At 40.1% G+C, this 26,385-nt stretch carries 17 protein-coding genes; 15 read left to right on the top strand and 2 right to left on the bottom strand.

All coding sequences use genetic code 11. The features are described from left to right. Window positions 1-238: 238 nt before the first annotated feature. Complete coding sequence (locus tag FW759_RS10085; RefSeq protein ID WP_446443019.1) at window positions 239-1,489, bottom strand: replication-associated recombination protein A; 1,251 nt, start codon at window positions 1,487-1,489, stop codon at window positions 239-241. A gap of 491 nt (window positions 1,490-1,980) precedes the next feature. Between FW759_RS10085 and FW759_RS10080 the strand changes: the two genes are divergently transcribed. Together FW759_RS10080 and FW759_RS10075 are read left to right on the top strand one after the other, a co-directional pair. Continuing rightward, window positions 1,981-2,478, top strand: a complete 498-nt coding sequence (locus tag FW759_RS10080) for a type IV secretion protein Rhs (protein ID WP_446442912.1) — start codon at window positions 1,981-1,983, stop codon at window positions 2,476-2,478. A gap of 63 nt (window positions 2,479-2,541) precedes the next feature. Beyond that, window positions 2,542-3,492 (top strand): hypothetical protein, encoded by a 951-nt coding sequence (locus FW759_RS10075; RefSeq protein ID WP_446442911.1) that lies wholly within the window; start codon window positions 2,542-2,544, stop codon window positions 3,490-3,492. A gap of 120 nt (window positions 3,493-3,612) precedes the next feature. Here the strand turns inward: FW759_RS10075 and gltA are convergent, their stop codons facing one another. Next, a complete protein-coding gene (gltA, locus tag FW759_RS10070; RefSeq protein WP_095569338.1) occupies window positions 3,613-4,899 on the bottom strand; it encodes a citrate synthase in 1,287 nt (428 codons plus the stop codon). A gap of 1,024 nt (window positions 4,900-5,923) precedes the next feature. On the opposite strand from gltA, the gene sdhC reads away from it, so the two are divergent. From sdhC to FW759_RS10005, 13 genes are all read left to right on the top strand, one after another. After that, a complete protein-coding gene (gene sdhC / locus FW759_RS10065) occupies window positions 5,924-6,310 on the top strand; it encodes a succinate dehydrogenase, cytochrome b556 subunit (protein WP_084387208.1) in 387 nt (128 codons plus the stop codon). 2 nt (window positions 6,311-6,312) lie between these two features. Beyond that, window positions 6,313-6,717, top strand: a complete 405-nt coding sequence (gene sdhD, locus FW759_RS10060) for a succinate dehydrogenase, hydrophobic membrane anchor protein (RefSeq protein ID WP_446443018.1) — start codon at window positions 6,313-6,315, stop codon at window positions 6,715-6,717. A gap of 359 nt (window positions 6,718-7,076) precedes the next feature. Continuing rightward, window positions 7,077-8,927, top strand: a complete 1,851-nt coding sequence (gene sdhA, locus FW759_RS10055; protein ID WP_062843555.1) for a succinate dehydrogenase flavoprotein subunit — start codon at window positions 7,077-7,079, stop codon at window positions 8,925-8,927. Window positions 8,928-9,137: 210 nt separating this feature from the next. After that, complete coding sequence (locus FW759_RS10050; RefSeq protein ID WP_062843556.1) at window positions 9,138-9,848, top strand: succinate dehydrogenase iron-sulfur subunit; 711 nt, start codon at window positions 9,138-9,140, stop codon at window positions 9,846-9,848. Window positions 9,849-10,779: 931 nt separating this feature from the next. Further along, complete coding sequence (locus FW759_RS10045; protein WP_446442910.1) at window positions 10,780-13,665, top strand: 2-oxoglutarate dehydrogenase E1 component; 2,886 nt, start codon at window positions 10,780-10,782, stop codon at window positions 13,663-13,665. Between the two features lie 142 nt (window positions 13,666-13,807). After that, the gene (gene odhB / locus FW759_RS10040) at window positions 13,808-15,049 is read left to right on the top strand and encodes a 2-oxoglutarate dehydrogenase complex dihydrolipoyllysine-residue succinyltransferase (protein ID WP_062843558.1); all 1,242 of its coding nucleotides are present in this window, start codon (window positions 13,808-13,810) and stop codon (window positions 15,047-15,049) included. A 264-nt stretch (window positions 15,050-15,313) separates the two neighbouring features. Further along, window positions 15,314-16,768: a dihydrolipoyl dehydrogenase gene (lpdA, locus tag FW759_RS10035; RefSeq protein ID WP_131395964.1), complete on the top strand. Its 1,455-nt coding sequence runs from the start codon at window positions 15,314-15,316 to the stop codon at window positions 16,766-16,768. Window positions 16,769-16,925: 157 nt separating this feature from the next. Continuing rightward, window positions 16,926-18,092, top strand: a complete 1,167-nt coding sequence (sucC, locus tag FW759_RS10030; protein ID WP_062843560.1) for an ADP-forming succinate--CoA ligase subunit beta — start codon at window positions 16,926-16,928, stop codon at window positions 18,090-18,092. Window positions 18,093-18,248: 156 nt separating this feature from the next. Beyond that, on the top strand, window positions 18,249-19,124 hold the full coding sequence (gene sucD, locus FW759_RS10025; RefSeq protein WP_131656408.1) for a succinate--CoA ligase subunit alpha: 876 nt from the start codon (window positions 18,249-18,251) through the stop codon (window positions 19,122-19,124). A 201-nt stretch (window positions 19,125-19,325) separates the two neighbouring features. Continuing rightward, window positions 19,326-20,675 (top strand): Gfo/Idh/MocA family oxidoreductase, encoded by a 1,350-nt coding sequence (locus tag FW759_RS10020; RefSeq protein WP_446442909.1) that lies wholly within the window; start codon window positions 19,326-19,328, stop codon window positions 20,673-20,675. A 416-nt stretch (window positions 20,676-21,091) separates the two neighbouring features. Beyond that, window positions 21,092-22,219: a CDP-glycerol glycerophosphotransferase family protein gene (locus tag FW759_RS10015; RefSeq protein WP_446442908.1), complete on the top strand. Its 1,128-nt coding sequence runs from the start codon at window positions 21,092-21,094 to the stop codon at window positions 22,217-22,219. Further along, on the top strand, window positions 22,209-24,692 hold the full coding sequence (locus FW759_RS10010) for a capsular polysaccharide export protein, LipB/KpsS family (RefSeq protein ID WP_446442907.1): 2,484 nt from the start codon (window positions 22,209-22,211) through the stop codon (window positions 24,690-24,692). Before FW759_RS10015 ends, FW759_RS10010 begins: the two co-directional genes overlap by 11 nt. Before the next feature lie 31 nt (window positions 24,693-24,723). Then, entirely contained in the window at window positions 24,724-26,370 is a 1,647-nt protein-coding gene (locus FW759_RS10005; RefSeq protein WP_446442906.1) for a glycosyltransferase, read from the top strand. Window positions 26,371-26,385 lie beyond the last annotated feature (15 nt).

Here is a 26,385-nt window from a genome sequence, read left to right as displayed (position 1 = left end):
GGTTCGCGCAAGTAACTCTCGATACGCATCAAATATTACTTGTCTCTACCACTATGGGGACATTTTAACGTTTTTTATCCTAGCGTGCTGCGTCATCTCTGAACTATATTGACTAGACTCTAAAAAATAGCCATCAGTTTTATCAATGATCATGGCGCTTGTTATTGATTGACTGTTATTAAATGACTATGTTGACTGTAGCAGCTTTCACTTATTGACCATGAGCAGCCCTTGCCATTTAGGTATCATTGCTGGCGGCTTGGTTTTTTAGCCAATCCATAAATTGTTTGCTGTGTTGCTCTCGTTGATTGTCCCCAAACTCATAAAAGCGGGTGCCCACTAAATTTTCAGGCAAGTAGCTTTGGGGATAATAATGGTTGGGATAATCGTGAGGGTAGATATAGCCTTGACCGTATCCTTGATTGCGCATTAGTTTGGTCACACCATTGCGTAGATGTAAGGGAACGGGCGAGGCGTCTTTTTCTGCCAAAGCCATGGCGGCATTAATAGCCTTATAAGTGCTATTACTTTTGGCACTGGTAGCTAGATAAACCACTACTTGCCCCAAGATAATACGCGCCTCTGGCATACCAATAGATTGTACACTGCGTAAGGCAGCATCAGCGAGGAGCAAAGCATTGGGGTTGGCGTTGCCAATGTCTTCACTGGCCAAAATCACCAAACGCCGCGCAATAAAATCGGCAGGCTCACCGCCAACCAGCATCCGAGCCATCCAATATAACGCCGCATCAGGATCAGAGCCGCGCACAGATTTTATCATGGCCGAAACGATATCGTAGTGCTGTTCACCATCCTTGTCATACCGAACCAAGGCAGTTTGTGCGACGCGGCTGACCAGTTCATCATCAATGACCAGCGGAGTTTGGCTGGTATCCGCCGTTTGGATAGCCAGCTCCAAGATGTTCAAGGCTTTTCTTGCATCACCATGTGCCAGCTGGCTAATGGTTTCTTGCGCTTGCAAGTCGATGCTCATTTTTTGGAGTATGTTATCTTCTGAGAGTGCTCGCTGTAATACGGCGGTGATTTGCTCTGGTGTCAGTGGCTCTAGACGATAGACTTGGCAGCGTGACAACAACGCATTATTGACACTAAAAGAAGGGTTTTCTGTAGTGGCACCTATCAAGGTAATATCGCCTGATTCTACTGCTCCCAATAACGCATCTTGTTGGGCTTTATTAAAGCGGTGAATCTCATCAATGAAGACCACAGGTGACTCAAAGCTGAGAGAGTCTTTGGTCTCTAATACGTCACGTAACTGTTTAACCCCAGTGTTCAAAGCAGACAGCGCATGAAAGGGCCTGCCAACTGCATCTGCCAATAGCATGGCGATAGTGGTTTTACCAATGCCCGCTTCACCATGCAAAATAATGGAGGGCAAATGACCCTGCTCGACCAAACGTCGCAGCGGTGCACCGTCTGCCAATAGATGCTCTTGCCCAATAATGGCTTCAAGGCTAGTCGGGCGCATACGCTGGGCAAGAGGCGTGTCAGCATGAAAATTAGACAATATGGAACTCTCTATGAAGGTGATAAAATATATAACGATTCGGCAGTAATAGGTTTGGACACGAATCGTAAAAATGCGCTAACTTAGATGTATAAATTGATTGCTATTATATATGATCAATCCTGAATAAAAGGATACGAGTATGACAGTGTGCTACGGCTATCAATTTTTCCCAGCTACACTGTATTTATTTTATAGTAGATCAATGATAGTTTTTATAGCAGATAAATAATAGGAATAGGCTACCGCATATTTACGTTAATAAAAGTCAATCAAATGTACAGCTTATGTCCCTGACGCTTTATTTTTCTTGTTTTTATCCTTATTAAAGGTGTATTGAGATGCACAATCTTATTTAACGCATTATCTTACTAATACGATTAACTATAAATACATATAAAAAAGTAAATACCTATAATAAATAAGGTACGACGTCAATGAGGCTTCAACCCATGCTTAAGCGCTTATCGGATCGCCATTTACCTATCAAGATTAGAAAACAGCGCACACGCGTGCTGACGGCTGGCGAGATAGGGCTGGCGCGCTCAGTATTTGGTGATAGCATTTGCTTAGATGAGGTTCAGCTAAAGACGGCTTGGTGGGTACTGAGACACTATGCGGTCAGTCCCAACGGCAATATTTATTTTCATCCAGATGATTGGATCGAAGATTTTAGCCGCGCCTCCCTTGGCAAACAGAGCTGGCTGATACATGAATTAACTCATGTCTGGCAATTACAGCGCGGCTTGAAAGTGGTAAGGGGCGCTGTTATCAATCGACGTTATGATTATGTGCTGGTCACGGGCAAGTCATTTTTTAAATATGGTATCGAGCAGCAAGCACGTATGGTGCAGGATTACTTTACTCGTCGTGAGCGCGGACAAGATTGTCGAGATTTAGAAGCTTGTATTCCTTTTCTGACAGTTCAGTCGATGGATAAAACCACGTAGTGTAAGCAGTAACGATGACAATGTTAGTTTTTACTATTTGCCTTCACAAGGAAAAAGATGCTCATGTTTAAATTTTTGCCAGCAATGTCTGCAATTGATGTAAACCCTAAGGCTCATGCATATAAGGATCAGCAAGCGAATGCTTCTTCTTGGCAATCACCCAGTTTACTCATGGCGGCATTGGCGGGCGTGCTGTTTTTAACGGGATGTCAGCAATCTGACACACAGCCTGTGTCAGAAAATACTCAGCCCACTGAAAAAACCGCTGCTGAAGACAGTAAGCCGATGCAAAAGAGCGATTCGGCAGCCGCGCGCATAGAGCAATTCCAACCAATATATGTCGTACAAGCGCAAAACCTCCAGCGTCGCTTGCAAGCAGAATATGAATCATTGCAAGCAGCAGATACGTCCGACAGTGAAAATTCGCTGTTGACCGATCCTGCTGTTGACAGTAATGGCAGGGCTAATGAGGTAGAAGGGAGTGCGAACACAGACAATACTATTGAGCCTAGCGCGGCGTCAAATACCAATACAGACAGCGAAACGGCATTGGCTACTGAGGAGGATATCAATACCAGTACAGAAGTTGGCGAGCGTGATTTGACTGTCTTAAAGCGTATCAGTCTTGAGCCACGCAAACCCACCATGCTAACCGAGGATCAAATCATTGAGCGTTATCAGCAAGTAATGGATGCGCTTTATCAGCCAGTGACCACGCCATTAACAGCGGAAGAGATAGACACGTTGATTGATGTGGCAACCTTGGTGCCGCAATTGTTTGAGCATGCTGAAATCGCTGGACGCGTTAGCGCAAAAAGCCCTGCACTGGCACGACTCATTATCCAGCATCAAGTTTGGGAGCAAATACAAGCTCAGCAAATTGTAGATATGCAGCAAATGAAAGTTGATCAACAAAAAGAGTTTGAAACGCTCATGAGCAAATTTAATGATACGATTCAGGGGTACGATGAGCAAATCGCTAAATACGAGCAGACTTTGAGACAATTTCAGTAATAGGTCGAGTGATACAAGCGAGTGTATACTGCTTATTTTTGAATGATATCCATGCTGTTTAAATGATAAAAGCAAAGCAAAAAAATCCCGCTCATTGGCGGGATTTTTTATTGATAAAAATTATTTCTGCTTACGGTCTTCAACCTTCACAAAATCGCGACGCGTTTCACCCGTGTACAGCTGACGTGGGCGACCGATTTTGAATGGTGCGCTGTGCATCTCTAACCAATGGCTGATCCAACCAGAGGTACGCGCTAGTGAGAAGATAACCGTGAACATTGACGTTGGGATACCGATGGCTTTTAGGATGATGCCAGAGTAAAAATCAACGTTTGGATATAGGTTACGCTCAACGAAGAACGGATCTTCTAAAGCGATCTTCTCAAGTGCCATAGCAAGCTCAAGCTTAGGGTCGTTGATACCAAGGGCACCAAGGACTTCGTCACAAGTTTCTTTCATGACTTGTGCGCGTGGGTCAAAGTTTTTGTAAACACGGTGACCAAAGCCCATCAGTTTCACTTCACGGCTTTTCACTTTTTCCATGAATTCAGGCACATTTTCTACTGAACCGATTTCATCTAGCATTTCAAGAACGGCTTCATTTGCGCCACCATGTGATGGTCCCCACAATGCAGCGATACCAGCAGCGATACATGCGTAAGGGTTGGCACCTGTAGAGCCGGCCAAACGTACAGTAGACGTTGACGCATTTTGCTCATGGTCAGCATGCAAAGTGAAGATCTTATCCATGGCGCGGGTGATGACATCATTGGGTTTATAATCTACGTCACCAGGCGTTGCAAACATCATGTACAAGAAGTTTTCTGCATAGTTGAAGTCGTTACGTGGATACATGAACGGTTCGCCTCGTGAGTATTTATAACTCATCGCAGCAAGCGTTGGCATTTTTGCAATCAGACGAATCGCAGTGATTTCACGATGCTCTTCGTTGCTTACGTCTAAATGCTCATGATAGAACGCTGATAACGCACCAACGACACCAACCATGATAGCCATTGGATGCGCATCACGGCGGAAGCCTTCAAAGAACTTACGCAGTTGATCATGAACACCGGTGTGTTCGCGGATTTTTTGGAAGAAATCGGCTTTTTGCTCACTGTTAGGAAGATCGCCATGGATCAACGCATAAGCCACTTCTAGATATTCTGCATTGTTTGCTAGCTGATCGATAGGGTAGCCACGATGTAATAGCTCGCCTTTACCGCCATCAATGAAGGTAATTTTTGATTCGACAGGCGCTGTCGCCATAAAACCTGGATCATAAGTCCAGTAGCCAGCTTTTTGGAAGGCAGCAACCTCAATTACCGACGGGCCTAAAGTGCCTTCAATAATAGGAAGTTGGTAATCCTTACCATCTACAGTCAATGTGGCTTGATTATCAGCCATAATTTAATCTCCATTTTTTTTAGCTTGTTAGAATAAAATTATCTCGGACGCATACCCTCGCGTCGTCATTAGTCAAACAAGTAATTTGAACTTAGCTCATTTGATACGCAAGGTATATTAGCAGCAATTCTTTATGATTTGAAAAGACTTTTACCAACAGTACCCCTAATTGGCGCGGTGTAGACGTGTTTATTCACTGTAATTTTTGTATCAAAATATGTCTGCTTAGTTATTTTGCTTAAAAACTTCTTTTTTGGGACAGTAACTAAGACCCTATTATTATGGCAGTTTTTAGACTTTCTCAACGACAAAATAAGTAATTCTCAATAATTTTACGAGTCAAAAACAGACGGGGTATGAATAGCAGGTCAGTTAAATTGAAACCCAGTTTTGATAAAATGAGGCAATTCTCTATATTTGGTATTACTAATCCCTGTTTATTTGTTAACCCAATGTTCTTCTTTGACTATTTAGGGGATAAATTTGTAATTATTGCTCAGTCATTTTATAATTAGAGGAATTTAACTGGCACTAGCTTTGTGCGAATTGATAAGTGGTCATGATATAATATCGTTTAGAGTCTTCTCTATTGATACTTGGTTACGACTCAATGATGTCTTGATAGACAAGAATCGCCATTTGCGGTTCAAGCGTTCTTGTTAACTGTTCTATTTTTAAGTACTTATTTTAACTGCTTAGCACAAGGTTTGTATTGGTACAAGTAACAGAGCAGCGTTATTTTTATCGATATAAACAGTAAAAATAGACTAGTTAATCGATCTCACGTGTGTTTATTTCCATTGTCCTATATTAGATGGGTTGTTTTATAAATCTGTCAGTTTGACGAGCGATTTTAAACCGTTTATCAATGCCTTATACCAAATGATCGTCTCTTCATATTTAGCATAAACTAAACGAAGTCAGCTAGCTCTTCCTTACTTTATTCGTCTCGTGTGTTGCTCAGTGTTTAATACCATTTATGTTAAGCATGGATAGCATATACAGGAGTATAACCGCAAAAAGGATGCCCGCTGTGAAAAGCAACCGACCTATTGATCTGCCTTTAAGCCAAGTGATTAGTGTTAATCGCTCACCGATTGCAATCGCCTCAATTTTGCATCGTATCTCTGGTATTATTTTATTTTTACTGATTCCTGTCATGCTGTGGTTACTACAGAATTCTTTGGCGTCGCCTGAGAGTTTTGAGACCGTATTTGATAACGTACTTGTACGCTTTATCGCATGGATTTTTGTGGCCTCAATTGCTTATCACTTTGTGATGGGTATCAAGCATTTAATTGCTGATATGGGCAAAACTGAAGAGCTAAAATCTGGCCGTACTGCTGCGATGGTCAGTTTTGTGATTTCAGCGATTCTAATTGTCGCGTCATTTGTATGGGTGATGTTCTAATGATAAAAAATAACTCAGGAATCAAAAGTGCGACTGGTCTGACAGGATCAGGTTCTCGTGATTGGATAGTACAACGTATTAGTGCTGTCGTTTTGGCTGTTTATAGTGTGGTATTACTGGGATTCTTTTTGATTCATGGTAATGTCACTTTCATTGAATGGTCGTCATTTATGACAAGCCTTCCTATGCGCTTATTTAGCTTGGTGGCTGTACTGGCGCTAGCTGGTCACGCTTGGGTTGGCATGTGGACGGTATTCACCGATTACATTACGTCTGGCAAAATGGGCGAAAGCGCACCGAAACTACGTTTGGTATTACAGACTTTAATGATTATCGCCATCTTAGTGTTTCTATTTTGGGGCATCATGATTTTTTGGGGTACAGGCTTTAGCGCTGTTGCAGTGTAATTGCTCCGTTATTACCTTTTAATATCTATACACCATAACGAACGTCTGTCGCAAAATTACTTGCTGCTAGCACACCAAAAAGTCGTTCGTTCGTAGCCAAAAATAGTCATAGCATTGGGCTGATGCTGGTTTGACCAAGGACTTAGAGAATAAAAAGCTAAGTCGATATGGGGTTAAGCAAACGTAGCCTAATATAACGATAGATATGCGAATTAAGTGGTCAAAGGTTGTTTGTAACATCCGCTTGAATAATGGCATGTATTGACCAAGTATGAAGATAATTAGTTTGGTAATTACATGATGTTCAAAATAGCCTTTTTATTTACTTTTAAGCATTAACAGGCATTAGGAAAACCGTAATGGCAACTAGACAAGATAACACCATTAGTAATATCAAGACTCTAAACTATGATGCAGTCATCGTTGGTGGTGGCGGCTCAGGTATGCGTGCTTCGCTACACTTGGCGGAAGCAGGCATGAAGGTTGCGGTCCTGACCAAAGTATTCCCAACTCGCTCACATACAGTCGCAGCACAGGGTGGTATTGGTGCAAGTTTGGGCAACATGAGCAATGACAACTGGCACTTTCACTTCTATGATACCGTCAAGGGATCAGATTGGTTGGGTGACCAAGACGCTATCGAATATATGTGCCGTGAAGCGCCAAAAGTGGTTTATGAGCTTGAGCACATGGGCATGCCTTTCGACCGTAACGAAGATGGTACGATTTATCAGCGTCCGTTTGGTGGCCATACCTCAAACTATGGTGAAAAAGCCGTTCAACGTGCGTGCGCCGCAGCTGACCGTACTGGTCACGCGTTACTACATACGCTCTATCAAAAAAACCTAGAGCAAGGCACTGAATTCTTCATTGAGTGGATCGCACTTGATCTGATCAAAGACGAAGCGGGCAATATCAACGGCGTTGTGGCAATCGAGCAAGAGACAGGTACTGTGGCGGTCTTCCAGTCACCTATTACTGTCTTAGCGACAGGCGGTGCAGGTCGTATCTTTGCCGCGTCTACCAATGCTTACATCAATACTGGTGACGGTATTGGCATGGCAGTTCGTGCCGGTATTCCATTACAAGACATGGAATTCTGGCAGTTCCATCCAACGGGCGTTCACGGTGCTGGCGTACTATTGACTGAAGGTTGTCGCGGTGAAGGCGCTATCTTGCGTAACAAAGATGGCGAAGCGTTCATGGAGCGTTATGCGCCAACCGTAAAAGACTTGGCACCGCGTGATCTAGTATCACGTTCTATGGACCAAGAAATTAAAGAAGGCCGTGGTTGTGGTCCAAATGCCGATCATATCGTGATGGATATGACACATTTAGGCGTAGAGACCATCATGAAGCGTCTACCGTCAGTATTTGAGATTGGTAAAAACTTTGCGAACGTCGATATCACCAAAGAGCCAATTCCAGTGATTCCAACGATTCACTACATGATGGGCGGTATTCCGACCACCATTCATGGTCAAGTCATTATGCCGGATCTAGAAGCAGGCACGGATGAAGACGGCCTATATGCCAAAGGCAATGTGGTTAAAGGTCTTTATGCTATCGGTGAATGCGCTTGCGTGAGTGTTCACGGTGCTAACCGTTTGGGTACTAACTCGCTGCTAGATTTAGTGGTATTTGGCCGTGCTGCTGGTAAACACATTGTTGATGAATTCCATCATGCGGATCACAACTATAAGCCACTTGACCCTCGCGTTCTTGACTTTACAGTGCGTCGCCTAGACAAGCTACAACAGTCTACTGAAGGCTACAATGCACAAGACGTTGCTGATGAAATTCGTGCCATCATGCAAACACATGCGAGTGTATTCCGTACACAAGCTATGATGGATGAAGGTGTTGAGAAGATTTTGGCACTGGGTGATAAGATTGAAAAAATTCACTTGGGTGATAAATCACAAGTATTCAACACAGCACGTATTGAAGCGTTTGAAGTTGCGAACTTATATGAAGTGGCAAAAGCCACAATGATATCAGCTGCAAAGCGTCACGAAAGTCGCGGTGCACATAGCGTATCTGATTACGATCGTCCAGAAGATGATGATTATGCACCAAATGGCCGTAATGACCATGAATGGATGAAGCATACTTTATGGTATTCTGAAGGCAATCGCGTTATTTATAAGCCAGTTCGCAAAGTACCATTAACGGTTGACTATATCGAACCAAAAGTGCGTGTCTATTAATTCTAGAACACACTTTTGACGTATTAGAACCGTATAAACGTTTTATCCTTTATTAATTTATTAAAAGGTGACCGCCAGCTACATGCTCATGCCAGCACTATCCTGTTGTTAACCAGTGCTCATATCAATTATGAGTACTGATCGACAGTTAGCGCCATTATGTTGCAATCTTTGTATGCCCGCCATCACCTATGTGTGGAGTTTAGCATTATGAGCCGAGGTACTCGCACCATCGAAATCTATCGCTACGATCCTGATGTGGACGCAGCGCCGCGCATGCAAACATATACGATTGAATTACTTGATTCAGATCGTATGTTGCTTGACGTGTTATTACGCCTAAAAAAGGAAGATGAAACAATCACCTTCCGCCGCTCTTGCCGTGAAGGTATTTGTGGTTCTGATGGCGTTAACATCAATGGTAAAAATGGTCTTGCGTGTCTAATTAACATGAACACACTGCCAGAAAAAGTCACCGTTCGTCCATTGCCTGGTCTACCAGTCGTTCGTGATCTGGTGGTAGATATGAACCAGTTCTATGAGCAATATGAAAAAGTACATCCGTACTTAATCAATGACCAGCCAGCACCACCGACGGAACGTTTACAGTCTCCTGAACAGCGTGAGAAATTAAACGGTCTATACGAATGTATCCTATGTGCTTGTTGTTCAACCAGCTGCCCATCATTCTGGTGGAATCCTGACAAGTTCCTAGGCCCATCAGCACTATTGCATGCCTATCGTTTTGTGGCAGACAGTCGTGATGCAGATACCCAAGCTCGTTTGGCGCGTTTAGACGATCCATTTAGTCTATTCCGTTGTCGCGGTATCATGAACTGCGTATCGGTTTGTCCAAAAGGCTTGAATCCAACTAAAGCGATTGGTCATCTACGCAGCATGCTTATTGATCAAGCAGGTTAATGCTTTGTTGATACGACGTTTTTTATATTTATAGTAAAAAAAACACCATCCAATCACTGGGTGGTGTTTTTTATTGAGTATATTCCAAAACCAGATATGGCATTAAGATAGATTATAGAAATGAAAATAACGTTAAGGTAGGTAGGTTAAGGTTGTACTTACAATACGTTGGTCGTATGTAAGAACACATGATATAAACGCGAGCAATCTATATAATTACTGTGAGAAAAACGCATTCACTAAGAGATATTGGGTAAGTTAAATGTTAGAATAGTGTATAGGTTTGCTAGTCGACTATATAGACACGCATGATGCTATCTATTATGAATTGTCTCGTTTGTATAGACTTTAAAAACGAAATAATACATGCTGATATAAAAAGAGTGATACTAGGTATTCATTACCTAAATGTTTAGTATTGAACAAACAAACTATGGCTCAAATACCAAGCATGTTATGATATGCAGCAATGTATGTTTGCCCGATAATAATAAATATTTCAGAAACGTCAAAGAATATTCGCGTCATTAGCGAATTTTTTGTTGGCTAAAATTGCCGAATATTCAGTCATACTTTGTTGTTAATACAGTTACTAACATATTGGTTATGTCTGAAAAGAGTATATATAAATTAATGTTGTGGAACGAGCCAGATAAGAAAACTGAACGTTCACAAATAATTATTTTTTAATAGCAGTATTGAAATGATGACGGTCATTACTATTTAGCAGATCTTGTTATCGTAAATAATGACCTCAGATTTTTATGACGATAAGTAATTTTTATCGAATGATACTATTTTGTCGTACGGTACTATTTTATCGAACGATATTAGATGGTATCTGACACAGTGTCAAACTGGTCAAGATACGACAGATTTCACAAGAATAAGCACGATTCCATTCATTTATCTATCAAAATAGACGATTATTATGAATAGTATAACTAAAGAAGCAGTGAGTCTCGACCATACAGAACTGGCTGCTGATAACGCCAGCTATGTAGAAGCGCTTTATGAGCAATATCTCAATGATCCTAGTAGCGTAGATCAAGATTGGCAAACGTATTTTGAACAATACAGATCGCCAAACGATGCACCGCATAACGCTATCAAAGATCAATTTCTATTGCTTGCCCGCAATCAAACCGCAAACAAAGGTAGTGCTCAAACTACCGATTCAAACGTCAATAATGCCTCTGACTGCGCTGATCCAAAGCAAATGGGTGTTCAGCAGCTGATTTCTGCTTATCGTCGTCGTGGTCATCGCCGTGCTAAGCTTGATCCATTAGATCTACATCCACGCGCAGAAGTGGAAGATTTGACGCTTGCTTATCATAACCTTTCAGAAGCGGATCTTGATACTGTATTCCCTACCAATGATTTGAATATTGGTAAAGATGAAGCCACATTACGTGAAATCATTGAGATCATGGAGCGCGTATACTGCCGCTACATTGGTATCGAATATATGCACGTAACCACCAGCAAAGAAAAACGCTGGATGGAACAGTATTTAGAAACCAACTTGGGTTACATCAAGTTTGATAAAGAAAAGCGTTTGTCTATTCTTGAACGCCTAACAGCGGCTGAAGGTTTAGAAAAATATTTGGCGCGTAAATATACGGGCGTTAAGCGTTTTGGTTTAGAGGGTGGCGAAAGCTTTATCCCTGCTATCAATGAAATCATCCAACGTGCGGGTCATTATGGCACCAAAGAGATGGTTATTGGTATGGCCCACCGTGGTCGCCTAAACCTACTGGTGAATATTTTAGGTAAAAATCCTGCCGATTTGTTTGACGAATTCGATGGTAAAGTGCAGCCAGAAAAAGGCTCAGGTGATGTTAAATACCATAATGGTTTTTCATCAAATGTGATGACACCAGGTGGTGAAGTACACTTGGCGTTGGCATTTAACCCATCGCATCTTGAAATCGTAGCCCCAGTATTACAAGGGTCAGTACGCGCGCGTCAAGTTCGCCGCAATGATGAGCCTTTGATGGAGCATACTGATGGTAACTCAGTACTGCCAATCGTCATCCATGGTGATGCCGCATTTGCTGGTCAAGGCGTGGTTCAAGAGACATTTCAAATGTCACAAACCCGTGCTTATACCACAGGTGGTACGGTACATATTGTGATCAATAACCAAGTTGGTTTTACCACCAGCCGTCAAGAAGATGCTCGTTCAACTGAGTATTGTACTGACGTTGCAAAAATGGTTCACGCGCCAATCTTGCATGTAAACAGTGATGATCCTGAATCTGTTGTATTCGCTGCTCAATTGGCATTGGATTATCGCCGCGAGTTTGACAAAGACATTATCATTGATTTGTTCTGCTATCGCCGTAACGGTCATAACGAAGCAGATGAGCCCTCAGCCACGCAGCCATTGATGTATGCTGTGATCAAAAAGCTACCAACTGCTCGCACTATCTATGCACAGAAACTTATCGAAGACGGTATCTTGAGTGCGGATGAAGAAAAACAGTATGAAGATGATTACCGTGAGTCGTTAGACCGTGGCGACTATGTTGCCAACTCGCTAGTTAGTGAGCCTAACGAAGCACTGTTCGTTGATTGGAAGCCGTATCTCGGCCATGATTTGGTCGACGAGTGGGATACCAGTGTCGATATTGAAAAGCTGAAAGCTTATGGACGCCGTATGGCCGAAATGCCAGAAGGCTATAAGTTACAACGTCAGGTTCAGAAGATGGTCGAGCAACGCTTAGCCATGCAAACGGGTGAAGAGCCATTGAACTGGGGTGCAGCTGAGACATTGGCTTATGCATCACTAGTAGACAATGATGATGTACTGGTTCGTATTACTGGCGAAGATGTCGGCCGTGGTACGTTCTCACATCGTCATAGCGAAATTTATAATGTAAATGATGGCAGTATGTATGTGCCATTGGCTCATATGAGTGACACGCAAGCCCGTTTTGCTACTTATAACTCATTGTTATCAGAAGAAGCCGTCTTAGCTTTTGAATATGGTTATGCAACGACTGTACCAAACGCATTAATCGTTTGGGAAGCGCAGTTCGGCGATTTCGTCAATGGCGCACAGGTAGTGATTGATCAGTTTATCGCCAGTGGCGAAACCAAATGGCAGCGTGTTTGTGGTCTGACTATGCTATTGCCGCATGGCTTTGAAGGTCAGGGTCCTGAGCATTCATCTGCACGTCTAGAGCGTTTCTTACAGCTGTGTGCTGAAGACAATATGCAAGTGATTACGCCAACCACGCCTGCACAGATTTACCATGCGCTGCGTCGTCAGGCTGTACGTCCAATTCGTAAACCATTAATTGTCATGTCACCGAAGAGTTTGTTACGCCATAAGCTGGCTACCTCGAACTTAGAAGAGCTTGCTAATGGTAAGTTTGAAACCGTATTGCCAGAGATGGACGATCACAATGCAGATAAAGTGACTCGTATGGTCTTATGTGGGGGCAAAGTGTATTACGATTTGCTCGAACAACGCCGTGCTTTAGGTTTAGAGCATGTTGCCATTGTGCGTATTGAGCAGCTTTATCCATTGCCAGAAAAGCGTTTGATTGCTGAGATTGAAAAGTATAGCAACTTGGCAGAAATCGTATGGACGCAAGAAGAGCCGCTTAACCAAGGCGCTTGGTATTATCTAGCACCGCATATGTTCCGTATTGTCGTACCGCACCCAACCAAGGCGAAAGTCATGGAGCCGGTGGCACGTCCTCCTAGTGCAGCACCTGCGACAGGCTCACTAAAGATACACGCTCAGCAGCAGCAAGCGTTGATCGCTGGTGGGCTTGGCATAAGTGTTGATGAGTTATCTCAGTAACAGATTACCTAATTGAAAGACTATACAAGATAAATGAATCAGGCGATAACAGGCAGCACAATGTAATCTTATCCAGCATAGTGCTGACTGCTTATCACGACTTAATAATAAGTATGAATATCCAAATCTAAGGAGTATATCGATGGCTGATATCAAAGCCCCCGTTTTTCCAGAATCGGTTGCCGATGGCACAATCGTTGAATGGCATGTTACTGAAGGTCAGCAAGTAAATCGTGATGATCTATTGGCCGAAATCGAAACCGATAAAGTCGTATTAGAAGTGGTAGCGCCTGACAATGGCGTTGTTACTAAAATCGTTAAGCAAGTAGATGATACAGTATTGTCTGACGAGCTTATCGCTGAATTCGAAGCGGGTGCAAGCGCCAGTGCAGATTCTGCTCCAGCTGTAGATCCAGATCAACCAGCAGCACCAGTACAAGCAAAACAAGCAGCCGATGGTGGCGAGCCTGTACAAGTAACAGATAAAAAGAACGAAGATGATCATAAAGATCAAAGCCCAGCAGTTCGTAAAGCGGCAAAAGAAAGTGGTGTAGATCCTAAAGAAGTTGAAGGTAGTGGTCGCGGTGGCCGTGTTACCAAAACAGATATGGCAAACCCAACGTTGAAAGCAGACAGCAGCATTAAGTCTGACAGTGGCCGTCCAGTTGCTGAGTCAACAGGTGAGCGTACTGAAAAACGTGTGCCAATGACACGTCTTCGTAAGACAGTCGCCAATCGTCTGCTAGCAGCTTCTCAAGAAACAGCCATGTTAACGACGTTTAACGAAGTCAATATGAAGCCGCTGATGGATATGCGTGCTAAGTATAAAGACCAATTTGAGAAGCGTCATGGCGTACGTCTAGGCTTTATGTCATTGTTCGTAAAAGCCGCTACAGAAGCGCTCAAGCGCTTCCCAGCAGTAAACGCCTCACTAGATGGTGATGATATTGTTTATCATGGTTTCTATGATATCGGTGTTGCCGTATCATCAGATCGCGGTCTAGTCGTTCCAGTATTACGTGATACTGATCGCATGAGCATGGCAGATGTAGAGAGCCGTATCCGTGAGCTTGGCGGCCTTGCTCAAAAAGGTAAGCTTGGTATCAGTGATATGACTGGTGGTACGTTCACAATCTCGAACGGCGGTGTATTTGGCTCATTGATGTCAACGCCAATTTTGAACCCACCTCAAACGGCTATCCTAGGTATGCATGCTATCAATGACCGTCCTATGGCTGTTGATGGTAAAGTTGAAATCTTACCAATGATGTATCTTGCGCTGTCTTATGACCATCGTATGATTGATGGTAAAGAAGCCGTGCAGTTCTTAGTAACGATCAAAGAGTTGGTTGAAGATCCAGCCATGTTACTACTAGACTTATAAGCTTCTAAGCTTGTATTGGCAAACGCTGATACAAGCTTTTTAACTTTAGTATAGATGTTGGGCAAGGTGGTCAATAATTTGTGTATCGATTGGTATGTTAAAGCAATCTGGTCATTATTATTGAGTACTTCTTATCAGCGAGTAAGAGCGTAATCTGCTGTCATAGTGTATTAACTATGATGAGAGTCAGGCTTTTATTCATTGATAACAAAGCCCGCAGTTTGAATAATACATAAACTTAGAATTGAAAAATAGGAACGTACTATGAAAGACAATTATGATCTAGTCGTCATCGGCGGCGGTCCTGGTGGTTATGAAGCCGCTATCCGTGCAGGCCAGTTGGGTATGAGCGTTGCTTGTATCGAAAAACGTGTTTATAAAGGTGAGCCTGCGCTTGGCGGTACTTGCTTGAATGTGGGTTGTATCCCATCAAAAGCCTTGCTTGATAGCTCGCATCGTTATGAAGCGACCAAACATGATCTACAAGAACATGGTATTACTACTGGCGACGTAGCCATTGATATCGAGCAAATGATTGCCCGTAAAGAAGGTATCGTTAAGCAATTAACAGGCGGTGTTGCTGCATTATTAAAAGGCAATGGTGTTGATTGGTTACAAGGTTGGGGCACATTGGTTGATGGTAAAGGCACTGATAAAAAAGTGAAATTTACTGCGTTAGAAGATGATTCTGAAACTACTATTACTGCTAAGAATGTCATTCTTGCTGCAGGTTCTGTCCCTATCGATATCCCTGTTGCAAAAACTGACGGTGATCGCATTGTTGATTCTACTGGCGCTCTTGATTTCACAGAAGTTCCTAAGCGTTTAGGTGTTATTGGTGCTGGTGTTATTGGTCTTGAGCTAGGTTCAGTATGGCGTCGTCTAGGCGCTGAAGTGGTCGTTTATGAAGCGCTTCCAAGCTTCCTTGCCGCTGCTGACAAAGATATTGCTAAAGAAGCGGGTAAAATGCTGACGAAGCAAGGCCTTGACATCCGTGTAGATACCAAAGTAACCAATGCTGAAGTCAAAGGCGACCAAGTGGTTGTCACTAGCGAAAGCAAAGGTGAGTCATCTGAAGAAAGTTTCGATAAGCTTATCGTTTGTGTTGGTCGCCGTGCCTATGCCGAAAAACTGCTCGGCGATGATAGCGGTATCACGTTGACTGAACGTGGTCTGATTGATGTTAATGATCAGTGCAAAACCAACCTTGATGGTGTTTATGCGATTGGTGACTTGGTACGTGGTCCTATGCTTGCGCATAAAGCGATGGAAGAAGGCATGATGGCGGTTGAGCGTATTCATGGCGAAAAAGCACAAGTTAACTATGATACCATTATCAACGTTATCTATACGCATCCAGAAATCGCATGGGTTGGTTTGACTGAGCAAGAAGCTGAGGAAGCAGGCTATGAAGTTAAAACTGGCTCGTTCAATTTAGCGGCTAACGGCCGTGCGTTAGCGCAAAGCGAAGCTCAAGGCTCTATCAAAGTCGTCGCAGATGCCAAAACAGATCGTCTATTAGGGATGCATGCTATTTCTGCGGGCGCGGGCGATATCGTCCATCAAGGCATGATCGCGATGGAGTTTGTCTCTAGTATCGAAGATCTACAGCTGATGACATTTGCTCATCCAACCATTTCAGAAGCAGTGCATGAAGCTGCTCTGTCTGCTGATGGTCGTGCTATTCACGCCATTCAGCGTAAAAAGCGTAAGAAATAAGTAGTTATTTTAATAAGTACCGACTTATAACCTGATTGTGGCATCGCTAGCATAGCGGTTGCTACGATCATGAGTGCGTCAGACGGACGTCTAACAGTTATGTAGGGCGCACTTGTTTTCACTTTTTATTAATTGTAAAAAATAAAGGATACAATCAATGAATCTACATGAGTATCAAGCAAAAGAGCTATTAAAGAGCTACGGACTGCCTATTCAAGAAGGTATTATTGCCCACAACGGCGACGAAGCTGCCGCTGCTTTTGATAAGACACCAACTGACATTGCGGTTATCAAAGCACAGGTTCATGCAGGTGGTCGTGGTAAAGCGGGTGGTGTAAAACTGGTTAAGACTCGTGAAGAAGCCAAGCAAGTTGCTGAAGAACTAATTGGTACCAACCTAGTAACGTTCCAAACCGATGCTGACGGTCAGCCAGTTAACTTTGTATTGGTTGCAGAAGATATGTATCCAGTACAAACTGAGCTATATCTTGGTGCAGTGGTTGATCGTGCGACTCGTCGCGTGACTTTCATGGCATCGACCGAAGGTGGCGTTGATATTGAAGAAGTGGCTCACAATACGCCAGAAAAAATCTTCAAAGTAAATGTAGATCCATTAGTTGGTCTATTGCCTTTCCAAGCGCGTGATGTTGCGTTCAAGCTCGGTCTAGAAGGCAAGCAGATCAATCAGTTTGTTAAATTGATGACTGGCGCTTATAAAGCATTTGTTGAAAATGACTTTGCTTTGATGGAAATCAACCCATTAGCTGTTCGTGAAAACGGCGAAATCGTTTGTGTTGATGGCAAAATCGGCATTGACTCAAATGCCCTTTATCGTTTGCCAAAAATCGCAGCGCTACAAGACAAAACGCAAGAAAATGAGCGTGAGCTTAAAGCCGCTGAATTTGATCTAAACTATGTTGCTCTAGAAGGCAACATCGGTTGTATGGTTAACGGTGCTGGTCTTGCCATGGCAACGATGGACATCATTAAATTGTATGGCGGCAAGCCTGCTAACTTCTTGGACGTTGGCGGCGGCGCAACCAAAGATCGCGTTGTTGAAGCGTTCAAAATTATCCTAGAGGACAGCAGTGTCGAAGGTGTTCTTATCAATATCTTCGGCGGTATCGTACGTTGTGACATGATCGCAGAAGCCATTATTGCTGCTATCAAAGAAGTCGACGTAAAAGTACCAGTTGTTGTTCGTCTAGAAGGTAACAACGCTGAGAAAGGCGCACAAATTCTAGAAGAGTCTGGTTTGAAGCTTATTTCTGCTCAAGGCCTATCTGACGCTGCTCAAAAAATTGTCGATGCTGTTAAAGCCTAAGTTTTTGAACAAAGGTCTTTATATATAAACGTTTAGAGATGAACGCTTAAGCATAGTAGTCAAAGCGTGATAAGCGCTTGTTGGTATAAAAACAGATCATTGAATGATAAGCCATCGAGTGATTATCACAAGACAACCGAATACAAGGAAAACATAATGAGTGTATTAATCGATAAAGATACCAAAGTATTGGTACAAGGTTTTACTGGTAAAAATGGTACGTTCCATTCTGAGCAAGCCATTGAATACGGTACAAAAGTTGTTGGTGGCGTAACCCCAGGTAAAGGTGGTCAAACACACCTAGGTTTGCCAGTATTCAACACAATGAGTGAAGCGATGGAAGCCACTCAAGCTGATGCTTCTGTTATCTATGTACCAGCACCATTCGTACTAGACTCTATCATTGAAGCAATCGATGCAGGCGTTAAATTGATCGTTGTGATCACTGAAGGCGTTCCAACTATCGATATGCTAAAAGCCAAGCGCTATCTTGAAGCAGCGGGTGATGTGCGTCTTGTTGGTCCTAACTGCCCAGGCGTTATCACGCCAGGTCAATGCAAAATTGGTATCATGCCAGGTCACATCCATCAGCCAGGTAAAGTGGGTATCATCTCACGCTCTGGTACATTGACTTATGAAGCGGTTGCTCAAACAACCAAGCTTGGTTTTGGTCAGTCAACTTGTATCGGTATCGGTGGCGATCCAATTCCTGGTATGAACCAGATTGATGCGTTGAAATTGTTCCAAGACGATCCACAAACTGAAGCGATCATCCTAATCGGTGAAATCGGTGGTACTGCTGAAGAAGAAGCAGCTGCTTATATCAAAGACCATGTCACCAAGCCAGTTGTTGGTTACATCGCTGGTGTTACTGCTCCTGAAGGCAAGCGTATGGGTCATGCTGGCGCAATCATCTCTGGTGGTCAAGGTACTGCTGAAGAGAAATTCAAAGCCTTTGAAGATGCTGGTATCGCATACACGCGTGACCCATCTAAGCTTGGTGAGAAGTTAAAAGAAGTTACTGGTTGGTAAGATAGGCAGTTGTCTACACTTTACATACCAAAAGCCCATTGAAATGAAACAAAGACACCCCTAAAATGGGGTGTTTTTTTATACATTGTATTTGGTATAGTTCGAATCACTTTAATACCGCAGTCTCCCAAGCTTATATTATTTCCTATTTGAATTTACTGAATAATAATACTTCTATACTGGAAAATCAGGTTTTTTAAAATGAAAAAAGTAATTACGTATGGATCATATGATTTGTTACATGAAGGGCATATTCGCCTTTTGAAAAGAGCTAAGGCATTAGGTGATTATTTGGTAGTTGGGGTAACCTCAGAAAGTTACGATAGATCAAGAGGTAAGTTAGATGTTGTAAATACAACTACTGAACGTGCTGAAGCAGTACGAGCTTTGGAATATGTAGATGAAGTCATCATTGAATATGATAAAGAACAAAAAGCCAAAGATATTCAGGAAATGAGAATAGATATATTTGCTATAGGTGATGATTGGGTAGGTTCTTTTGATTATCTATCTGAACATTGCAAAGTAATATATCTACCACGCACTCCCGCAATTTCTAGTAGTAAACTTAGAGAAGGTTTAGTAAGTGAGTTTAAAATAGGAGTGATAGGTACAGGTAGGATAGCTAAGCGATTTTGCAATGAAGCCAAACATGTGCCTCATTTGGTTATTCAAGCTGCCATGTCACGAGACATAGTTAACGTTAGAAACTTTATTGAAGCTACTGGTATTCCTAATGGACACTTGATTTTAGCAGACCTCTTAAATGATGATATTGATGCAGTATACATTGCCTCACCTCATGAATTTCATTATGAACAAGCTAAAGCAGCTCTACTGAGTGGAAAACATGTATTATGTGAAAAGCCAGTTACCTTAGAGTCAGAAAAACTTATAGAGTTGCTTAATATCGCGAAAGAAAAAGAGTTAGTATTTATTGAAGCTATTAAAACTGCATTTGTATCTGCATTTCATAAACTATTATATGAAGTAAAAAATGGCAAAATTGGTGAGATAAGAGAAGTAAGATCTTCTTTTACAAAGTTAGTTGAAAACAAGTCCAACAGAGAGTGGAAAAAGCCTTATGGCGGAGCAACGAATGAGCTTGCCAGTTATCCATTACTATTAGCCCAAAAAGTACTTGGGAAGCCGTCTAAAGTCCATTATTTCGATCAGATAGACGAAGAGACTGGTGTTGATTTATCTAATCGTATTATTGGAGAGTATGAGTCAGGTGCTATTTCAATCAGTACTGTTGGTATAGGCACTAAAACTGAAGGCTCAGCAGTTATTTCGGGCTCAAAAGGATATATTTATATCCCTGCTCCATGGTGGTTAACTAAGAAGTTTTTTGTTAGATATGAGGATCCCAATCATATTGAAGAGTTTGAGTATTCATTTGAAGGGGATGGATTAAGATATGAGATTTCAGAGTTTGTTACTTTAGTAACTCGCAATATGAAAGCTTCTGAACAATTAACCCATGAAGATATGCTGAGTATTAATTTTATAATTGATGACTATAATAAACATCATAAGAAATTGAACTAGTATTAGTTTTAGCAAAGCTAATGATTGTATGGTATTCAATAATATATTTTCCAAGTTATTATTCGAGATTTTGATAGTGTTAAGTTTAATGTCTTATACTTAAAGCAACTGATATTACGCTAATTAATAATTTAATAAGTGTATATTCATAACAGTTACATTTTGATTATAAATTGAAAAATATTATTTTGATCTAGGTAATATCTTAGGTGTGTTGTGACAATTAAAATTGATAAACTATATAAAGATATATTTTATTTAATCTTATAAGTTTTTTTATTTTTATTAGCTTTATATCTTGTAAAACAAGACGTTATAATTTGTAAAAATTGTATTGGTATTTAAAAAGTACATTAAACAATCAGAGCTTAGAATTAGACTATTTAAAAACAAAGAAACTTTGGAGTTTTACAAGAATGGATAAGTATAAAATAGCATTTATAGGCTGGAATCCTTTTCAATTTATACATATTAAATTATTAGCTAGCAAAATTCCAGGAAGCGTTTTTATATTAGAGAAGAGAAGAGATCATCTTAATGATTTTACAAAAGAAATTCTAACCAATCAAGAAGTTCCTGTTGTAGTTTGGGAGACTGGAAAGATTAAAGAATTAGATGGCGTTTTTGACGTTATTGTATGTCAAACGATGTTTCTTCACTTACCATTATTTGAGAAAACAAAAATTGTAATGCTTCAATATGGTTATGCCAAAGAGCCACACAACTATGGCACATGGAGAGCGTTAGCAGATTTGTGTCTTGTATATGGATCTTATCCAGAAAAAAAATTATCTACTTATGCGCCATCTAAAGCTGTTGGTAATCCGAGATTACAGTTATGGTATGATGAAGATTTCCATCTAATTGCGAAAAATAAGTATATTCATAGTATAGATGATGGTTTGCTAACAGTCTTATATATGCCAACTTGGGGAGAATTGTCTAGCATAGATGAGTATATAGGTGCAGTTCTTGGTTTATCTGAACGTTATAACGTACTTATTAAATTGCATCACAATACAGATCTTTTGGAAGATGGTAGATTAGAAAAAATAGAAACTGATAGGATACATTTCTTTGGTGCCAATGATGATGCTCTAGAACTTCTTAGTATTTCTGATATCGTCATTTCTGATTATAGTGGTGCGATTTTTGATGCTATTCATTGCGAAAGGCCAGTTGTTCTTTTAGACAAGAATGAAAATGAAATTTTAGAAGAAGCTAAGATTGATACACATAGTCTGGAATTTAATAGAAGAGATGAGCTCGGATATAGAGTAGCTAGACCTTCTGATCTGATTGACGGTATAAAACATATAGAGGAAAATTATGATTATATAGTTGGTGAGAAAAGAGCTATAAAATCTGAATTATACGAGTATAGTGAAAACTCTGTAGAGAAATGTATTGAAGCGATAAACAGTCTAATATCTGGTGATATCGTGCGTACTCAAATGCAGTCTTATATCCATGATTCAGTAAAAGAGCTATACCAGTTAAAACGTCAATACAATATTTTAAAGAAGAGTCAAAATGGCAGATAAATCACTTTTTAGTATGTTTTCTATACCTAATCTTAAAAATATTCATCCTGATTTTATTAATGATAAAGTTTTGAATGTTTTACCATTAGATAAGATAAAGCTAGTTTATAAATTAGCTATCAGAACAAACAATAGTGCATTACAGGAAAAATGTATTATACACGCTAGGACAAGGTTCCCTCAGAATACTTTCAGCTATATTGAAGAGGCAAAAATTAAAATTAAGTACGAAAAATTTAACGAAGCTTGGAAAATTCTAAACAAAGCCCCCCATAACAAAGAAATTAATGCCCTAAAGAAAAACGTAGCATCAAAGAGAAACGTAGCATCAAAGAAAAACGTAGCATTAGCTGACAAGGAAAAACTATCTTTAGCTTGTCTTGATATTGCTGAGTTAGAAAATCCTACATTGATTAAACTGAAAAAGGTTCACAGCTCAGCTGTTGATGCAAACAATGTAAGATTACAAGAAGAGTGTATAGCAAAGGCGATAACTGATTTTCCTCAACATACTTTCGGTTATGTTGAAGAAGCGAAAATTCAAATACAGCGTAGGCAATTTAATGACGCTTGGAAGGTCTTGACTAAATCACCTAACAGTAAAACAGTTGAATCATTAAAACAGAAGATCTTTTCTCATGATGGTGCCCATCTAACTACTATGCTAGAAGAAGAAATTATGAGAATAGGTAAATTAATTAAATTAAAACCTCTGAATTCTAAGTACTATGACGATTATATTTTATTTCTAAGCAAGTTGAATAGGAATAAAGAGGTTGAAAAATTAATCAAATGGCTTCCAATTGATGTGGATTCTTTTACTATGAAAACTAGGTTTGCCATTATTGCAAGCTATCTAGATTTAGGAGATCAAAAAAGCGCTTTAGAACACCTACTTTTGATGCAAAAGAAATACATGATGGATAGAAGGGTTTTACATAGAATATCCGATATATATAAGTTCGATAAACAAATAGACAGAGCCTATCCATATCTATTGCTTGGTGAACAGACCTATCCAATTTATGGTGCGATCAGAAGATTAACTTTTGAATCTGATCACAATATGATTGACAAAGGAAATGAGACTCTAGATAGAGTACTAGCTTTTAAAGAAGCCGAGTTGGCAAGATTTCTTAGCATGATTAACAGAGTATCTTGTTTTTACCCTGAGAGAAATGATGAGCTTGTTGAATGTAGGATAAAAGTCAGAAGAGTTATCATACAAAATGTACTTAAGAACAATAGTGAATTTAATAAAAATCTTAAGTTTTTACTAGCTAATAGATGGTTTGCCGACGCAATGGAGTTTATGAGCCAAGGTTTAGAACTTGGTTTTTATCTTGATGAAAACGTATCAGCATTATATAAAAAAATAGAAAAAAATCTCGTTTATAGTGACTCGAAAAATATTATTGCTTGGCTAGAAGTAGCAGATCAAAATGAAAGATCTGATGTTTTGCTAGGAATGATGAATGGCTTTCCAGTTGATGTTAATAAAATAGAAAGAGAAACTGTAAAAATCGAAATGTTTATACCTAGTGCTTTTTTTACTCCGCCAGAAAAAGAAAAGCCGTCATTTAAGACAGCACAGGAATATTTTGGAGAAATATGCGAAATAGTATTGTCATGTGAAGATATAGTAATTATTCCAAGACATCAGTATCACTGGAAAAACGTATCTAGAAAAACAGATTTTAAGGCTATTAGCTATCATACTTTTGATGAAGTGGATAATCCCAATTGGTTGCATGTGCAAGAGTCTACACTGGCAGGTCGTTGCTCTGTTGATACCCAAGGGTTTGCAGGCTATTCTAAAATGGCTAATGACTTTTCGAAAATAGAAGAGTATACAAGTAATGTTGACCAATCTACTTTAGATGAAAATTTTAACTATTTGTATCAAGAATACGTCGTTAATAACGTATCTAAATATCACCAAAATGAGGAAGCCTTTGTCTCTGAAGGTGAGTATGTATTTGTAGCACTTCAGGTTCTAACAGACATAGTAGCAGATATCGCATTTTTTGATGGGATACAAATGCTCAAAACGATTGCTGTATATTATAAAAATACAGCTACTAAGGTGGTGGTAAAGCGTCACCCTTATTGTAACTCACTCAGTGTGCAGTTATTAATTGAAGAGCTGTTGAATGAAGGTACTATCATAGTTTCAGATGCCTCAATCCACAGTATTATAGAGAATACTAAAGCTGTATTTGTCGTCAACTCAGGTGTTGGTTTTGAAGCTCTTATGCACCTAAAACCAGTAATAGTATGCGGACAATGTGATTATGCGTATGCCGTATCTAGCCAAGTAAAAACTCCAACAGAGTTGTTGCGGCGCTTGGAGACAGATGATTTTTCAGTCAATGAGAAAAAGGTGAAAGAGCTCCTTTATTATTATGCAAATATATATAACCCAAAATTAAATGAGTTACCAGCGCTTTTAAAAAAATGGATTTATATTTAATAATTTAATGTTTTCTTATTAGGGTAGCGCTATGAAAGTTATATCTGTTTTAAATAAAATATCCGAGAAAGCAGGAGGTATGACAAGGGTTTCAATGCATAGAACCGAATCTTTTGCAGGCATTGGCATTGATGCGGCTGTTGCTACCTTAGCACTTGATAATAAACTGAATGATACAATAGATAACTTGATATCTATTTCGACAATTAGTAGTAAATTGAAAGTTATTAATTTCTATAGCTCTTTGTCTTATGCTCATAAGCATGGTGTGGATTTATCAGCGGTATTTTCTATTCATCATCAAAAAAGCTTAATGGAAAAAGTAAAAAAAATAAGAATGAACCCAAGAGATTCTAATTCAACTCTAATTAAATACTTTACTTCTAGTAATGATTTGTTTCTTGAAGAATATCTTAATGAAGATAATGTTTGTACTTGTGTGTTGTATTACCATCCACATAAGGGCTGCTTACAATTTCCTTCGAAAAATTCAATTCATGCTCATTGGTTATCGGAACTTAAAGGTACGTCAGATTGTTACTATATTGCAGATGCTATAAGGATGGCAAAGTCTGTTTGTATGGTCTCAGATAAGAATGCTTATAAAATATTGGTGGCTCATGGCAACCACTTATTAATGCCAAGAACTGTAGGCTCAAAAATAAATCCGGTATATAATAATGTTTTTAACTACAATAAGTTGTGTGATGCTTTCGTACTCCTTACTAATCATCAACGCGAAGATATAGAAGCTCAATTTGATATTAATAATTGCTATGTGATACCTAATCCTGTTAAGAGTGTTAATAATGAGCAATTAGATAAAAATTCAGAAAATTTTGCTATTATTCTTTCACGACTAACGAGCGTTAAACAAATCGACAAAATGATTAAGGCCTTTAGTCATATAGTGTCTTCAAATAAAAATGCCATTTTAGAGATATGGGGAGATGGTGATGAGCGAGATAATCTTGAAACTTTGGTCAAGAAAAGTAAATTAGAGAATAATGTCAGGTTTATGGGGTTTTCCATAAATCCTCATAGAGAGTTATCTCGTGCTACCGTGACGTTGAGTATGTCTTCAGCTGAAGGGTTTCCAGGTAGTATGGTTGAATCTTTAGCGTGCGGCACACCTGTGGTGTCCACCAAAACCAAATATGGACCAACCGATATTATCACAGATGGCAAAGATGGTTTTTTGGTCAATAATGAAAAAGAGTTTATAGAAAAGGTTTCATATCTGTTAAACAATCCGGATATAGCTTATGAAATGGGAAAAAAAGGTATAACTAGCTCCTCAAGATTCATGGCTAACGAAATAGTTAACAAGTGGATAAGCTTGTTTGATGAATTGAAGAAGAATAGAGCTCATGAAAGTAAGTATGACTTTCAAGGAAAGTTAATTAGCAATACTGGTGGATCAAAGCTAGGGTGGGTTTACTTAGATAAAGACGAACAGAAGGTTGCTTCTCTTGAAAAATCTGGCTCAATCTTTATCCGAACTGTTGATAAAAATAAAAATTTTGGTGGCATATGTGAGTTAGAATCACAAGTTTATGATATTGAGAAAGTAAACTTTGATACTAAAAAAGAGGTCTACCGCTTTAGAGTAATTTACAAAGGCGAAATTTACAAAGGTAGTATTCCTGCTAAAAGTATAGAGTTTGTTGTTTTATAGCAAAGCTACTTAACA

Source organism: Psychrobacter sp. 1176_08, assembly GCF_052850615.1.
This window is presented reverse-complemented; position numbering and strand designations above follow the sequence as displayed.